The following is a 14,108-nucleotide window of genomic DNA, read 5'->3' on the forward strand; positions in this document are numbered from 1 at the left end:
ATCGAAATTTAGGGAATAAGATATTTCACCATCTCAATACATTTCCATGTTTCACCAAGGCAGACATAACTTTCTGGCTCCGCTTTTGAAACACGATGAAAGCCCACTGCTTCATAGCAATGTATCGCAGCTGAGTTGTTTTCAAAGACTCCCAGCGATACTTTTGAGGCTCCCAATTTTTCAAATGCAAAGTTTGTGGCCATACTGACAAGAGCTTTTCCGAGTCCACGCCCTCGTTTTGAATCATCAATAATGACAAAGCCTAAACGTTGCTCCGCTTTATCTTCAGCAGGTATGCGCAGGGTGATATATCCAACGACCTCATCACCGTCACACATCGTTAAAGCGCGAGACGTTTCACCGTCCATAAACCGACTGTGAAAACAATTCATATCTTCGGGCGTGACAGGATAACTCTTATATCTGTCGGCGCACCATTGGCGCATACGATACTCGTCTTTTATCCAAGATGTGATTATCGCTGCGTCCGATGGTTTATAGGGTCGTAATGTAAGTTTCATCGCTTGTAATTACGTTTTATTTCGTCGATGGATTTGCCGCCGATGCCGAAATTTTCATCTGGCAGTTCCTTGATTGTTACAGTGAAGAACTGCTCCGGAATATGGGTTATCTCTGAGGCTGTCGCTGTAAGCCGATCAATCAATTCTTTCTTTTGTTCTGCGGTGAGTTTTCCGCTCTCGATGGATATGTAGGGCATATTATTTTCTTTTTATATAGTTAGTTATCAGCATTGCAAGGACGCCAATACATAGATAGGCTGCTGTGTATCGTAGGAATACAGGGTCATACATATCAAAGAATAACCAAGTACCTAATTGAATTATCACGGCTGAAATAATGGGAAGTTCCCATCGCCCTCTCATATTATTGCCAGCCAATATGCCAATAACGAGGCAGTAAAATGGGTTCACAATATAAAACAACAAAATACATACGGCCATTCCGAAATCCGGTGGAACGCATTTTGCCGCAACCAGTGGCAGAATGAACATAACCGCAAGAGTTATGCCTATCCATCTTATAAGTTTTCTATTGGATGCCTTACTCATTATTGTGTCGGTTTATCATTATCTGCTCAAAGTTGTCCTGTCCCCACTTGATTAACGCTTCGACATGAGGCAATAGTGTTTTGCCTAAATCTGTGAGGGAATATTCAACACGCGGTGGCACATTCGGGTAAAGCTGACGCTCGATTATGCCGTCAGTCGTAAGTTGTTTCAATACCTGCGACAGCACTTTTTCGGACACAGACGGGATATTGCGGTATAGCTCATTGAAACGCACCGGTTCGTTCTCGGAAATCTTCACGAGAACGACCAACGCCCATTTGTTACCGAGCCATTCAAGCATCGGAGCGGCCTTGCAATATTCGTAGTCTAATTTTTTTGCCATTTCGTGTCTATTGAAAAGGATTGAAAATGAGTAAAACAAACTTTTCGGTAAGGGTCAAACCTTTCGGTAAGTTGTTGTTTAGGCTCTGATTCTCACCTAATTTTGCACTACAAAGTTAATAAAAATCGACGAGATATGATATATCCAGAACTACATTTCACAGGGCAGGTGTGGCGACCGCCATACGAGGCAAACTCGCAGTCGCTCCAGATCACATCGGGCTGCACATGGCACAAGTGCAAATTTTGCAGCCTGTATCACGGCACACCATTCCGTATGTCGCCATTGTCGGAGGTGGAAGCGGACCTGGAGGTAATCCGGCAGTGGCAACCAAGGGCACGCCGTGTTTATCTGACAGGTGCCAATCCGTTTGCACTCAGTTATAATAAACTGATGGATATTGCCATACTTCTACGCAAGTATCTTCCTCACTTGATTTCATTCGGAATGTTCGCCCGCGTGACTGATATTGCGACCAAATCGGTAGAGGAGTTGAAGAACCTGCGTCACATGAAGCTCGACAGTATTAATATCGGTATCGAGACCGCACATGATCCTACTCTTGAAAGAATGAACAAAGGCTATCATGCCAACGATATTCTTGAACAGTTGTCAAAACTTGATGAAGCTGGCATACACTACAACGTGTTCTACCTCAATGGACTTGGAGGAAAGGGAAAAGGAGTTGAAAGTGCAATCGCCACAGCAGATGTGCTTAACAAACTGCACCCCTGTATCATCAATATCGTTTCATTGACTGTCTTTCCTGAGTCACAGCTATATCAGGAAGTGCTTGATGGCTCGTATGAGGAAGAACCTGAGATTGAGAGACTGATTGAGATGCGAACTCTCATTGACCGCTTGAAAATCAAGGTCAACCTTATGGGACACCATATATCCAATACGGTACCAATCACCGGAGCGTTGCCCGATGACAAGGTCGCAATCCTCCAGGAATTTGACAAAGCGATAGCGGAGTTTCCAGAAGAAGAACTCAAAGCCTACCGCAGCAGGATATGGCATCTGTGAAGACACCCGTTCCTGTCTCAGCCTGTTCGTTTCGGACAGGCTTTTTTATAGGCAATCTCCTCAAAAATTAGTAAATTTGCAGTCTAAATCAGATAAGTACGCAAAATGACTAAGGCAGAAATTGTAAATGAGATAGCGAAGACCACAGGAATTGACAAGGCAAGTGTTCTCGCGGTGGTTGAGCAATTTATGGTTGTTGTAAAAGACAGCCTCGCACATGGAGAGAACGTATATCTCCGTGGCTTTGGCACATTCCAAGTTAAGGAACGTGCTGAAAAAACAGCACGCAACATTTCAAAGAATACCACAATAGTAATTCCGGCTCATAATATACCGTTCTTCAAACCATCGGCCGAGTTCAAGAAGGAGGTGGGTCAGTGATATGGAACAGGAAAACCAATATGGCGAAAGCGCGGTTGAAGAACTGACGCCCGACTGTAACGACCATTGTGAGGACGAATGTCATTGCCATAATTGTCACGAGAAACAGCCGGAGATTTTCGATGAAAGTGACATCGACCGCATAATAGCCAACCTTAATGACTGGGATTGAGATATGAGATATAAATATTGTCCCGAATGTGGCGCAAAACTCAAAGGACAGCAAGCAGGTGATGATGGGCTTGTGCCGTACTGTGATAACTGCAAGCGGTATTGGTTCGATTCGTTTTCAAGTTGCGTGATTGTCATGGTCGTTAACGAGCTGCATGAGATAGCACTTCTCAAGCAGTCGTATATATCCGACCAATATGAGACATTTGTCGCCGGTTATATCACACCGGGCGAAAATGCAGAGGAAGCTGCAACACGCGAAGTCAAGGAAGAACTTGGACTGACGGTAGAGAATCTGATATATGAGGGCACCCATTGGTTTGACAAGCGAGAACAGTTGATGCACGCCTATATCGGCATTGTCAAGAAAGCAGACTTCTCCACATCGTCAGAGGTTGACGGCGTTTCATGGGTACCATTGGAGGATGCCCCTACAAGGATGTTCCCCGATCGCCCCGGTAACACACAGCATATCCTTTACCGCAAGTATCTGGAGTTGCTGAGAACCAAATAATATTCCGATTGAAAAGTTGAGATTAAAAGGCGAGGCCAAGCAGATGCTTGACCTCTTAATCCTTTTATAGTGCGGGTACTGAGACTAAAATCAGTATCGGCACTTTTGTGAGAGCAAAGTTAGCTCTTTTTTATTGAACGTACAAAAAAGTTACGAGCCTGACCCGTGGAGCCAGACTCGATTTAATCTTGTTTATAGTGCAGTTGGCAGCATCGGGGCCATCCAAATACACTTTCGTATCGCAAAGGTAGTAATACTTTTCCAATACAACAAATCGTCAGCGTTTTTTTCTCGCAAATTTAACAATCTTTTTGAGTAATGACCTTAATAGGTGCAGAAAACATCTGTTTTTTTGTGGTATTATACCTGTTTGGGATTCTATTACAGTACGAATGGTTGGTGTCTTTTTATAAAGGCGCGAGGTAGCAGACCACAACTCATTCCACATATCATTTGCTCTGTTAACTGATACTTGTCTCAGCATATAGTCAACAACACGCAACGCCCCTTTGAACGACTGTTGCTCATTCGCGCTAAAAGACGGACAGGCTTGTCCTGCCCTGATACCTTTTGATAGCGTCATTCCAAATACCACATTACCGTGCGCACAAGCATTGCGGACTTCTCGAATTGCGGTCAGATAACTTTTGAATGTTTCGATAGCAAATTCTCTGAAGTGAGAACTGATAAGACTTTTATCTCTATCCCAAATCAGACTGTCATAAAGAACTTCCAAATTACCGAATGTCATAAATTCCATAGTCTTCCATGCCGGGGCATATTGTCCGAGGTACTTGGCATGATGTCGTTGTATCGGTAATTTATTCTTGATTGAACGATATGCCTCATTCGGGAACTTCCTTATAAAATCACTTGATACAACATTCGGATCGACGAACCATGTAGGGTTTGAATTATATTTATTGGAAAGTTCATAGATGATGGTTGTTCGGATAGCGACCTCAATCCTTGACAAATATTTGTTCAGGATATTCCTCAAATCCATATCGAAATAATACAACGCCACAACATCCTCAATCCTTGTTCCGGGATTAACCATGTGCTGACGTCGATGATCGAGATGAGGATAAGTTTGCTCAAAAGGGAATAGATAGAAACCAAGCCGGTAATAACCAATATCGGCAAGGTACTCTTTAGCCTTAGGTTCATCGGATATGATAACTCCGTGTCGCCTAAGTTTCTCTAATTGTTCATCGAGCGTAGTGGCTCTTTTCGTATATGGTATTTTCCGTCGGGGCATATTATTCGGTCGATTGAAATACAAAATTACAAAATTTAATCGAGCCCTGCTATATTTTTATTGAGGGTCAACGCTTTTAGCACATTATAGCATTTTCAATACACTAATCACAGCACGGATATAGCCGGGATCTTCAGCGTAGCCAATCTTTTTCAGCCACAGCAGATAATTTCCTCCCTTATATCGGTACTGCAATTTTGTGTAGTAGGCCTTGACTGATTCAGTCCAATGGTTGAACTCGTAGTATTTACCTGTCCGTGGATTGGTAAGCCCGAATAGATTGTGCTTGTTGCGGCAGACCGGGGATTTGAACCAGCCTGTTTCAAGTATTGCCTGTGCCAATACTATCTTCGGATATTTTATGCCGTTCTTTTCAATCTCGGCAATCAGGTTTGGAATGGTCAGATCCGGTAGTCCGGAACTGACGGGTGCTTGCTGGAAATGTGACTTTGATGTGGTGACAATGCTTGCAGATAGCGTTTGTGGCATATTTTTTACGCCAATAACCGTCTCCGGGATTGATGATATTTGAGGCAGTGCGCTATCATTCTTATTGTCAGCGTTATATACTCCTCTCTTGTGCATTTCAACCGTCACAGGAGAATCTTTTGTGACGGTGTAAAACTGGGCTGCGGCATACTGTGAACAGAAAACTGCACAAGCCATCGCAACAAAAATGTTCGGAATTTCAAATTTAGCAATCATGTGGGGATAATTTTGAGGCCGACAAGCGGTTACGCCGCAAATTTATAACCTCTAATTCATTGACATGGAAATTCCGAACAAAAATCAGCAGGACACGCTCCCTTATGAAAAACTCGCCCTTTTGGGTATCGACAGGGAGAAAGCTGATATGCTTCCGCAGGACGTGAAGCAAAAATTGATGCAGGGGGAGGTCACGCCTCTTTTGCAGGTGTCTATCGACACCGGGAATGGCATGGTTATCTCATTACCCCTTAAACTCCAGCTCGCGGCCGACAAAGACGGCAATCCCACGCTGATCGCATATCCCGTGCAGCGTGAACTGTCGGTTGACAGGAACAACGAGCTTCGCCTGTCGCAACAGGAACTTGACGCATTGCGCCGTGGCGACGTGTTGCAGAAAGCCATCGACATCAACGGCGAGAAGACTCAGCAGTATCTCCAGCTCGACCCGGAAACAAAGTCAATCATCCACCGCCGCATAACCGAGGTGCAGATTGAGCAGAAGTTGAAGGACATGGAAAAGGTCAACGATATCGAGCTTGGCTCCCAGCAGAAACAGCAGGCACGCGAAGGCAAGCCGGTGGAACTGTCGGTAGGAGGCGAAAAGGTATCGGTCGGCATCGACCTCAAGGAACCGCAGGGCTTCAAGGTCGTAAAAGGCGACCTCAAGGAGTGGGAGCGACAGCAGAAACTCCGCTATGACGAGCAGCACCCCGAATATCTCGGACTGGTAATGACCGACAAGAACCGCTGGGAATATCAGAAAGTTGTCGAGCATGACTCTAAGGAACGTGCCATCAGCCTCGACCCCACGCAGAAAGAGGAACGGAAATCCCGCATCAAACGCTGACACACATGGCAGCTTCAAGAAAAAAAGAGCCGGGCCAACTCTCCGTAATGGATCAGTTCGACCGCATGAAAGAGAAACACCCCGACGCCTTGCTACTTTTCCGCACCGGCAACACATACGAAATCTACCGTCAGGACGCGAAAAAGGTGTCGGAAATTCTCGGTACACCAGTCTCCACGCGTACAGTCGGCAAAGAAAAGAATGTCGATGTGGCATCCTTCCCGCACGAAGCACTCGACACTTATCTTCCACGGCTTGTAAGAGCCGGAATGAGAGTGGCTATATGCGAACAGCTTGAAGACCCCAAGCAGAAGAAAAAGGAGCAGGAGGCGAAGCACGTGGAGACTACATCACAACAACCCATTAACAAAGAATCCGATATGCCAAGAAAAAAGAAAGAAAAGACTCCCCAGGAGGAGCCTGTAAAGACCACAAAGAGCGCGGTCGATGAAACGACCCCGAAAGAGAAGAAATCAGAATCCCAATCCGCCACCCAGGGCGAAGCCGCCGAGCGCAAGCCCCGTGAGCCTCAGATGGTGACGGTCAACGGCGACAAGGTGACACACGGCCATGCCTACCAGAGCAAGACCAACCCGGAGGACTGGTATTTCACAGCCAAAATCAACGGCGAACAACTGAAGCCTCAGAAGATGGATCCGGCCGACCTCGCCGCCTATCAGCAGAAAGAACTCACGGTGCCGCAGCTCATGGAACGCTACTATCCCACCAAACTCATGCCGAGGGTGCCCGATGTCTCCTATCAGGTGGCGAATGTGCTGCCCGGCCCCGAGGGCAACCTGACTATCGACAAGTTCAATGTCTATAAGGAGACCGACGAGACCCGCGCTGACTACGGCAAATATAAGTTCTACGCACAGGTGGGAGACAAGAAGATGTCAACAACCGCCTCACGCGAGGACCTGAACGCATACTTTGACCGTGTGGCAACTCCCGGACAGCTTGTGGAGCGCAACTTCGGCGACCGTCTGCACCTGCAATCCCACTACGAGCAGTTCAGGCTCCCGGAGGGCATCGACCCCAAGGGTATCCGTGTCGCAAAGGATAAGGAGGACAACAAGTGGAAAGTGTCGGTTGACCTCGGCGAAGGGCGCGGACGCTCTTCCCGTCAGGAAATCTCCTTCGATGATGGCTACTCGCTCTTCAAGACCAAGACCGCCACACGCGAGCAGATAGCCGCGAAATACCTTAACGATGAGATAGGCACAAAACTCGCCGCTCCGCTCTCTATGGAGAAATCAGCCTCCATGAAAATGTAAAACCGTTTCCCAACAACACTTAAAAGAATACCACTATGGCAAAATTAGAATATGACGAGCTTGTGCAGCTCCTTCAGGACGGCAACATCGGCTTCCTCCGCTTCATGCTTGAAAGCGACAACGCGGAGTCCTACCTCGAATGGTGCGAGCTTCACGGCATCGAACCCTCGGAGGAATCCGCCGAGTTCTATTACGATGAGACCGAGATCGACATGCTGGAACGTCAGCTGATAGACGACGAGGATTATGGCATCTGGAACTAACGGCGCGTCCAACAGTTCAGGCCAGCAGGCTCTCGACCGCTTCGCCCAGATGATGATCGAGCGTATGGAGCGGATGAAGGGCTCAGACTGGGAGAAGGGCTGGATTGGCGGAGCCTCCTCCGCCGGACTGCCCCAGAACATCATGGGCCGCAACTACTCCGGCTCAAACTCCTTTTTCCTCCAGCTGCACACGGCGGCGCAAGGCTACGAGCTTCCCGTGTTCCTCACATTCAAGCAGGCACACAACTTCAAGGCCCATGTCCTCAAAGGAGAGAAAGCCTTTCCGGTGATTTACTGGGACATGATGGTGCGGGACAAGGACGGCAAGAGAATATCCTCCGACGAGTACCGCGCCATGAGCCGTGACGAGCGGAAAAATCTTGACGTGATACCCTTTGTCAAGGCGTTCCCTGTTTACAACATCGACCAGACCAATTTCCGTGAGGCACAGCCTGAGAGGGTGCAGAAACTACTCGACCGCTTCAAGGTACCTGAAATGCGCGACACTCATGGTATGTACGCCCACGGCGCACTCGACCGCATGGTTGCCGAGCAGACATGGCTCTGTCCCATACAGGCCGACCGCAAGGAGAAAGGCGCGTACTATTCCCCCTCGCGTGATATTGTGGTGATTCCCATGAAGCAGCAGTTCAACAAGGGCGCGACTCCTGAGGACATATACCGCGACGGCATGGAGTTCTACTCGACCATGCTACACGAAATGACGCACTCCACCATGACTCCCGAAAGACTCAACCGAGAGGCGGGCGCGAAGTTCGGCGACCCGAAATATGCGAAAGAGGAACTGGTGGCGGAGCTTACTGCGGCCATGATAAGCCACTCCATGGGCTTCGACTCAAGAGTCACTGACAACTCGGCGGCCTACCTCGATTCTTGGATAGGCGCGCTCCGGCAGGAGCCGAAGTTCATCGTGTCCGTGATGGCCGATGTCAACAAGGCTTCGGAAATGATACTCGACCGTGTGGACGCACAGCGCATATCGCGCGGCGAACAGCCTTATCAGGCGAAGAACGACCCTCTGATGGCTCCATTGGAGGACGAGATATGCCCGTTCAAGAACGCCGCCATAATCAAGACACGCTCCGGCGACTTCGCCCTGCGTGCCTCATACAACGGCGTCGATCTCGGCATGAAGCCCATCGAGCGTTCAACCGCGAGAATGTATTTCCAGCTCACCGACCAACGCGAGAAAGATATATTCCTCGGAAGCGCGATACGCAAGAATTATGAATCGGAGATAGCCGGCATCGACCGCCGCGCCTCCAAGTCACTCTCAATCGTCTGAAGCAATGGCACCGGCTGACTATAAGGTCAAGTTCAAGGAACTTAAATCGCGTGTGGGTATTGATGATGTCGCCTATTCACTCGGCTACCGCCTCGACCGCAAGGCAGGTGTGGGCCGGTACATCGAGCTTGTGCTGGGCGAGGGACGCGACAAGCGTGACACCATCATCGTCAGCAACCGCCGCGACAAGGCTTCGCAGACTTTCTTCCGGCGGGACGGCTCAAAGGGTGACGTGGTGTCGTTCATACGCGAGAACCTTTCATCGTTCAATGTCATCGGGCTAACCGAATGGCAGAAGATAGCGAAAGTGATGGCGCAGTTCGCCAATATGCCGGAGCCGGATTATGACCGTGACAGGGATTATGTACGCTCGGCATCCGCGCCTCAGGTGTTCGACCCTTCGCGCTACCGTGTCAAGGAACTGGACGCGGCCAATATCCCCCGGCTGTTCGCACAGCGCGGACTGTCGGCAGATACGGTCAAGGCTCTCGCCCCGTTCATTTCCCTTGTGTCCGACAGGCGCAACGAGAATTTCAACGGCTACAATATCGGCTTCCCCTACACGGAAGCCGGGAGCGACAAGACTGTGGGATATGAGATCCGTGGCATGGGCGGCTACAAGTCAAAGGCCGCCGGCACCAATTCCTCAACGGCGGCGTGGGTGGCCGACCTGTCGCACGGCAACAACGGACTCGTGCGTCATGTGTTCTTCTGTGAATCCGCCTTTGACGCTATGGCTTTTTTCCAACTGAACCGTCCACGGTTAGGCGAGGACATCGCCCTTGTCTCCCTTGGCGGCACGTTCTCCGACCGTCAGGTACTGGGCGTTATGGAGCGTTTCCCAAACGCCCGTGCCTACGACTGCTTCGACAACGACCTTGCCGGACGCATCAATGGACTCCGCCTCATGGCTCTTGTCGAGGACATTCCACTCAAAATCACCAAGACGCCGGAGGGCTTGATGGTGGAGGCCAAAGGCAAGAGTTTTCCGGTGTCGCCCGACCGCTCCGCCTACACTCAGTTTGAACCGCATATTTCCGTGCGTTACCGCATGGGGCAGTGGCAGCCGCCTAAGGACTTCAAGGACTGGAACGACTGCCTGTTGGGTAATCGCTCCTCAATCAAGATACTCCCTACCAAACATGACCGTGACGATAACCTCGCCGAGCAACGCGCCTCCGGCTTAAAAATATGACTGACCGATGAAGACTATCAAACCGAAAACAGTTCTGCTCGCTCTTTCCCTCCTTGTCATTCCGGGAGCGGACATGATGGCGCAACAGACCGACCCGACGCTCACGGCGGCGGTAATAGCGCAGACTGTGGAGCTTAACAATATCCACAAGAAGCGCAAGTCAACCCAGGAGAAGATCATCGCGGCTGAAGCCGCCGTGACTGTCGCCCTCGACCGCGTTCACTCCGTGGAGAACAAGATGCTTGAGTATCTTTCCAACGCCCAGGGTGCCATGCAGAATCTCTATCAGATAAAGCGTGCCGGAGAACTGGTGCTGACGGAGATACCCAAGAACTGCGACCTGTTGCGTAAATCGGTGCCGGGCCACCTGAAAGGCACGGCCATAGCGGTGCTGGTGTCCGATGAACTGACTGACGCGGCAGCGCAGATGGCTGCTCTCTATCCCTTCATGCAACAACTTGTCACTTCGGGGAGCTACACCGTGACCGGTGCTGACGGTAACAAGGAGAAACACAAAGTCAACCTGCTCAACTCCGCCGAGAGGTACTATGTGGCAAACGAGGTGGTGACACGTCTGGAGACAATCAACACCGACCTGTGGCTACTGGCGTGGCAGATACGCACTCTCTCATGGAACGACCTGTGGTTCTCGCTTGACCCCGACGGCTGGGCCTCGGTTATGTCGGGAAAGGCTATCGCGGAGACCCTTGTGTGGGAGTGGAACACGATAAAATACAGATAAACGAACTATCAACAACATTTTTTACATGGATACAGAAACAAAGATTATCGGCCGTTGCCCTGTGTGCGGCGGCAATGTGGTGAAGACCTGCAAGGGCTACCGCTGTGAGAACAACACCGGGGAGGACGGCAAGTGCGGACTCTTCATCAACGGGGTTATAGGCAACCGCAAGATGGCGGATGCCGAGGTCGCGGAACTGCTGGAGAAGCGGAGCATATTGCTCGACGGCTTCGCCACAAAGGAGTGGAAGACTTTTCCGACCGTGCTTGTCATGGCGGCTGACGGCTCGATCAATATGGAGTCGGTGGTGGCACACTGCCCCCGTTGCGGCGGCGAGATCCGCGTGGGCGCAAAGGCTTTCAACTGCTCCAACTACCGGCAGGAGGGAAGCCCCTGCGACTTCGTGATATGGCGCAATATCGCCGGGCATCTCATGACGCTCGATGAAGTGCGAGAGATATGTGCCGATGGTGTCACATCCCACGAGGTCGAGATGTTCGGCGAGAATGGCTCTGTCTATCGCCGCAAACTCGGCTTATCTCCCGACAAACTAAAGGTTATCAAGGTATGAAGCCGGGAACGAAACTCGCCATACTGCTCATAAGCTGTGTGGCTATGTGGGGCGGCATAGGATATGCCTTCCACTACTTCGGCCAGCCGTCGAAACGGGCGCAGTCGGTGGCGGAGAAGGCACTGATGGCCTCGGTGGATAATCCGGAGTCGGTAAAGGTCATAGCGGTCAGCAAGCCTGACAGTGTGTTCGGCCGCAACTACATCAACAACGACGAGAAAATGGCGATAGCCATGTCGATGATGAAAGTCAACGAACAGGTCATGTCCCGGACAGACGGTCTTCAGAACCTCGATTTTGAGGACAACACCGTTTCCGAGCTTGTCGGCCGCCAGATGTCGGCGATGTCCGCTCTACGCTCGATGGTGGGCTTTGAGACTCCTGACGCTCCACGCAAGCCGTTCTCCGGCTGGAAAGTGAAAATAGAGTATGAGGCTCTGTCGGAAAGCGGCTCTCCATACCGCTCGGAATACTGGTTTATCCTCGACCGCGACGCACAGTGCGTCGTAAACTCTTTTGAAATACCTCTTTTATAAATCCCTAAACTGAATACAACGATGAAAGAACTACTTGATCAGATCGAAAAACTCACATCTACATTCCTGAAAGACGCCGCCTCCCAGCTCGACAAGGGCAACAGGGCTGCCGGACTCCGCGCTCGTCGCGCATCCCTCGAACTGGAGCCGTTGCTTAAACGCTTCCGCAAACTCTCGCTGGAAGCCGCCAACAACAAGGCTGAATAATCCGCCCTCGATAGGACAATTTCTTTGCTGCCAAAAACCGGGACTCCCTGTGCGTGAGCATGGGGAGTTTCCTATTATTTAATCCAACCTTTTTTCAGTACCCGGAATGAATAAAAAGGACTATATATGATGAATAAGCAACTCAGTAGAAACTGGTATCTTAGTGTGTCTTTTTTTCCACTTATAAAATAATTTATTCTTAATAAGATTCCTGAAGGTATCAATAAGGCAATCAGCATCCAAATAGACATTAAATCACCCCGAGGCCATAAGTGAAACGAATCTACGATAGCACACACCACAATATAAACGAACAAAAATATATTGCAAAATGTAAATATCAGATATAATTGTTTGAAATTAGGAATTTTTTCATTGATGTCCCATTAAAATCGGAAAGAGTACTTTGAAATTGTTGAAATTTAGTTTGTTGGAAAAGATTTTGGTGCGAACGGACTTGATTAGTATATTACGGTTCTTCAATCTGACGAACCATGTACAATGTCAAATACGTTTTCTCCCAACTAGTGACCTTTATGAACCGAAGCAAGTTCAACCGAATCGTTGAAAAGTATAATGGCAACCGATATGTGAAACATTTCACATGCTGGAACCAACTTTTGGCAATGATGTATGGTCAGTTATGCAACCGGTCAAGTCTGAGGGATCTCATCACCATTCTTGATGCACATAGTTCCAAGTGGTACCATCTGGGATTGGGTCGTAGTGTATCCAAGACCAATCTTGCGTATGCAAATCAGAATCGGGATTATCGAATCTTCGAGGAGTTTGCATATTATATGGTATCAGAAGCCTGGGATAAACGAAAAACGAAAATCTTTGAACTACAGGGAAACGTTTATGCGTTCGACTCAACTACGATAGATTTATGTTTGGCTGTATTCTGGTGGGCTAAGTTCCGCAAGAAGAAGGGAGGGGTAAAAATCCATACTCTGTATGATGTGGAAACTCAGATTCCGACATTCTTCCATATAACGACTGCTTCAGTGCATGACTCAAAGGCAATGGACGTAATCCCGTATGAGCAAGGTTCGTATTACATCTTCGATAGAGCATATAATGACTTTAGACGTCTGTTTAAGATACATACGATAGAAGCTTTTTTCGTTGTCAGAGCCAAAAAGAATCTCCAATACAAAATGGTAAAATGGAAGCGAAGACTTCCTCATAATGTGTTGTCGGATGCTACTGTTGAACTGACTGGATTTTACCCTAAGAAACATTATCCCGAACATCTCCGTCTAGTCAGATATTGGGATGACGAACAGAACCGGGAGTTTATGTTTCTTACCAATGACCTCAAATTGTCGGCACTACAGGTCGCAAATCTTTATAAGAACAGATGGCAAGTTGAACTGTTTTTCAAATGGCTCAAACAACATCTAAAGATAAAGAAGTTTTGGGGCGCATCTGAAAATGCGGTGCGTATCCAAATCTATTGTGCAATCTGTGCTTACTGCCTTGTCGCGATAGTACAGCATGATATGAAGCTTGAACGATCAACATACGAAGTCCTCCAAATCATAGGAGCCTCATTGACCGACACCTCTCATTTGGTCGATCTCTTCGACAAAACTAAATCTCAAAATTTCAATGTTCTCTACGACCCAAGTGGACCAAATTTATTTAATTTTTAACTAGCTCCCATTTTTATGGGACACTAGTG

At 48.7% G+C, this 14,108-nt stretch carries 20 protein-coding genes; 14 read left to right on the forward strand and 6 right to left on the reverse strand.

Annotated elements, in window-relative coordinates:
• Nucleotides 1-8 precede the first annotated feature (8 nt).
• The 4 genes from QGT73_RS06155 to QGT73_RS06170 are packed head-to-tail and all read right to left on the reverse strand — an operon-like array spanning nt 9 to nt 1,413.
• Entirely contained in the window at nt 9-521 is a 513-nt protein-coding gene (locus QGT73_RS06155; RefSeq protein ID WP_016278697.1) for a GNAT family N-acetyltransferase, read from the reverse strand.
• Complete coding sequence (gene dmpI, locus QGT73_RS06160; protein WP_016278696.1) at nt 518-718, reverse strand: 4-oxalocrotonate tautomerase DmpI; 201 nt, start codon at nt 716-718, stop codon at nt 518-520. Before dmpI ends, QGT73_RS06155 begins: the two co-directional genes overlap by 4 nt.
• Nucleotide 719: 1 nt before the next feature.
• Nucleotides 720-1,070, reverse strand: a complete 351-nt coding sequence (locus QGT73_RS06165; RefSeq protein WP_016278695.1) for a hypothetical protein — start codon at nt 1,068-1,070, stop codon at nt 720-722.
• Complete coding sequence (locus QGT73_RS06170; RefSeq protein WP_016278694.1) at nt 1,063-1,413, reverse strand: winged helix-turn-helix transcriptional regulator; 351 nt, start codon at nt 1,411-1,413, stop codon at nt 1,063-1,065. The genes QGT73_RS06165 and QGT73_RS06170 overlap by 8 nt, the downstream gene beginning before the upstream one ends.
• 135 nt (nt 1,414-1,548) lie before the next feature.
• On the opposite strand from QGT73_RS06170, the gene QGT73_RS06175 reads away from it, so the two are divergent.
• The 4 genes from QGT73_RS06175 to QGT73_RS06190 all read left to right on the forward strand — a co-directional run bounded on the left by QGT73_RS06175 (nt 1,549) and on the right by QGT73_RS06190 (nt 3,508).
• Complete coding sequence (locus QGT73_RS06175) at nt 1,549-2,442, forward strand: radical SAM protein (RefSeq protein WP_016278693.1); 894 nt, start codon at nt 1,549-1,551, stop codon at nt 2,440-2,442.
• A gap of 105 nt (nt 2,443-2,547) precedes the next feature.
• Nucleotides 2,548-2,823, forward strand: coding sequence for an HU family DNA-binding protein (locus tag QGT73_RS06180; protein WP_016278692.1), 276 nt, complete (start codon nt 2,548-2,550; stop codon nt 2,821-2,823).
• A gap of 1 nt (nt 2,824) precedes the next feature.
• Entirely contained in the window at nt 2,825-2,995 is a 171-nt protein-coding gene (locus QGT73_RS06185) for a hypothetical protein (RefSeq protein WP_167330598.1), read from the forward strand.
• A 3-nt stretch (nt 2,996-2,998) separates the two neighbouring features.
• Nucleotides 2,999-3,508, forward strand: coding sequence for an NUDIX domain-containing protein (locus QGT73_RS06190; protein WP_016278691.1), 510 nt, complete (start codon nt 2,999-3,001; stop codon nt 3,506-3,508).
• Between the two features lie 277 nt (nt 3,509-3,785).
• Here QGT73_RS06190 and QGT73_RS06195 read toward each other — a convergent pair whose 3' ends face one another.
• Both QGT73_RS06195 and QGT73_RS06200 read right to left on the reverse strand, forming a co-directional pair.
• Nucleotides 3,786-4,769, reverse strand: coding sequence for an Abi family protein (locus tag QGT73_RS06195; protein WP_016278690.1), 984 nt, complete (start codon nt 4,767-4,769; stop codon nt 3,786-3,788).
• An 84-nt stretch (nt 4,770-4,853) separates the two neighbouring features.
• Nucleotides 4,854-5,474 (reverse strand): glucosaminidase domain-containing protein, encoded by a 621-nt coding sequence (locus QGT73_RS06200; RefSeq protein WP_016278689.1) that lies wholly within the window; start codon nt 5,472-5,474, stop codon nt 4,854-4,856.
• A gap of 64 nt (nt 5,475-5,538) precedes the next feature.
• On the opposite strand from QGT73_RS06200, the gene QGT73_RS06205 reads away from it, so the two are divergent.
• From QGT73_RS06205 to QGT73_RS06250, 10 genes are all read left to right on the forward strand, one after another.
• On the forward strand, nt 5,539-6,324 hold the full coding sequence (locus tag QGT73_RS06205; protein ID WP_016278688.1) for a DUF4099 domain-containing protein: 786 nt from the start codon (nt 5,539-5,541) through the stop codon (nt 6,322-6,324).
• A gap of 5 nt (nt 6,325-6,329) precedes the next feature.
• On the forward strand, nt 6,330-7,601 hold the full coding sequence (locus tag QGT73_RS06210) for a MutS N-terminal domain-containing protein (RefSeq protein ID WP_280121843.1): 1,272 nt from the start codon (nt 6,330-6,332) through the stop codon (nt 7,599-7,601).
• Nucleotides 7,602-7,636: 35 nt separating this feature from the next.
• The gene (locus QGT73_RS06215) at nt 7,637-7,864 is read left to right on the forward strand and encodes a hypothetical protein (RefSeq protein WP_123397117.1); all 228 of its coding nucleotides are present in this window, start codon (nt 7,637-7,639) and stop codon (nt 7,862-7,864) included.
• Nucleotides 7,848-9,170 carry an ArdC family protein gene (locus tag QGT73_RS06220; RefSeq protein WP_280121844.1) on the forward strand — a complete coding sequence of 441 codons (1,323 nt, stop codon included), beginning with the start codon at nt 7,848-7,850 and terminating at the stop codon, nt 9,168-9,170. Before QGT73_RS06215 ends, QGT73_RS06220 begins: the two co-directional genes overlap by 17 nt.
• A gap of 4 nt (nt 9,171-9,174) precedes the next feature.
• Complete coding sequence (locus QGT73_RS06225) at nt 9,175-10,365, forward strand: toprim domain-containing protein (protein ID WP_016278684.1); 1,191 nt, start codon at nt 9,175-9,177, stop codon at nt 10,363-10,365.
• Between the two features lie 7 nt (nt 10,366-10,372).
• Entirely contained in the window at nt 10,373-11,107 is a 735-nt protein-coding gene (locus tag QGT73_RS06230; protein WP_016278683.1) for a hypothetical protein, read from the forward strand.
• A gap of 25 nt (nt 11,108-11,132) precedes the next feature.
• Nucleotides 11,133-11,678 (forward strand): topoisomerase C-terminal repeat-containing protein, encoded by a 546-nt coding sequence (locus QGT73_RS06235; protein WP_016278682.1) that lies wholly within the window; start codon nt 11,133-11,135, stop codon nt 11,676-11,678.
• A complete protein-coding gene (locus tag QGT73_RS06240) occupies nt 11,675-12,214 on the forward strand; it encodes a hypothetical protein (RefSeq protein ID WP_016278681.1) in 540 nt (179 codons plus the stop codon). The genes QGT73_RS06235 and QGT73_RS06240 overlap by 4 nt, the downstream gene beginning before the upstream one ends.
• Nucleotides 12,215-12,235: 21 nt before the next feature.
• Nucleotides 12,236-12,421, forward strand: a complete 186-nt coding sequence (locus tag QGT73_RS06245; protein ID WP_016278680.1) for a hypothetical protein — start codon at nt 12,236-12,238, stop codon at nt 12,419-12,421.
• 494 nt (nt 12,422-12,915) lie between these two features.
• The gene (locus QGT73_RS06250; protein WP_123407638.1) at nt 12,916-14,079 is read left to right on the forward strand and encodes an IS4 family transposase; all 1,164 of its coding nucleotides are present in this window, start codon (nt 12,916-12,918) and stop codon (nt 14,077-14,079) included.
• The last annotated feature ends 29 nt before the right edge of the window (nt 14,080-14,108 follow it).

The sequence above is a fragment of the Duncaniella muricolitica genome (assembly GCF_910574735.1).
In the GTDB taxonomy this organism is placed as follows: domain Bacteria; phylum Bacteroidota; class Bacteroidia; order Bacteroidales; family Muribaculaceae; genus Duncaniella; species Duncaniella muricolitica.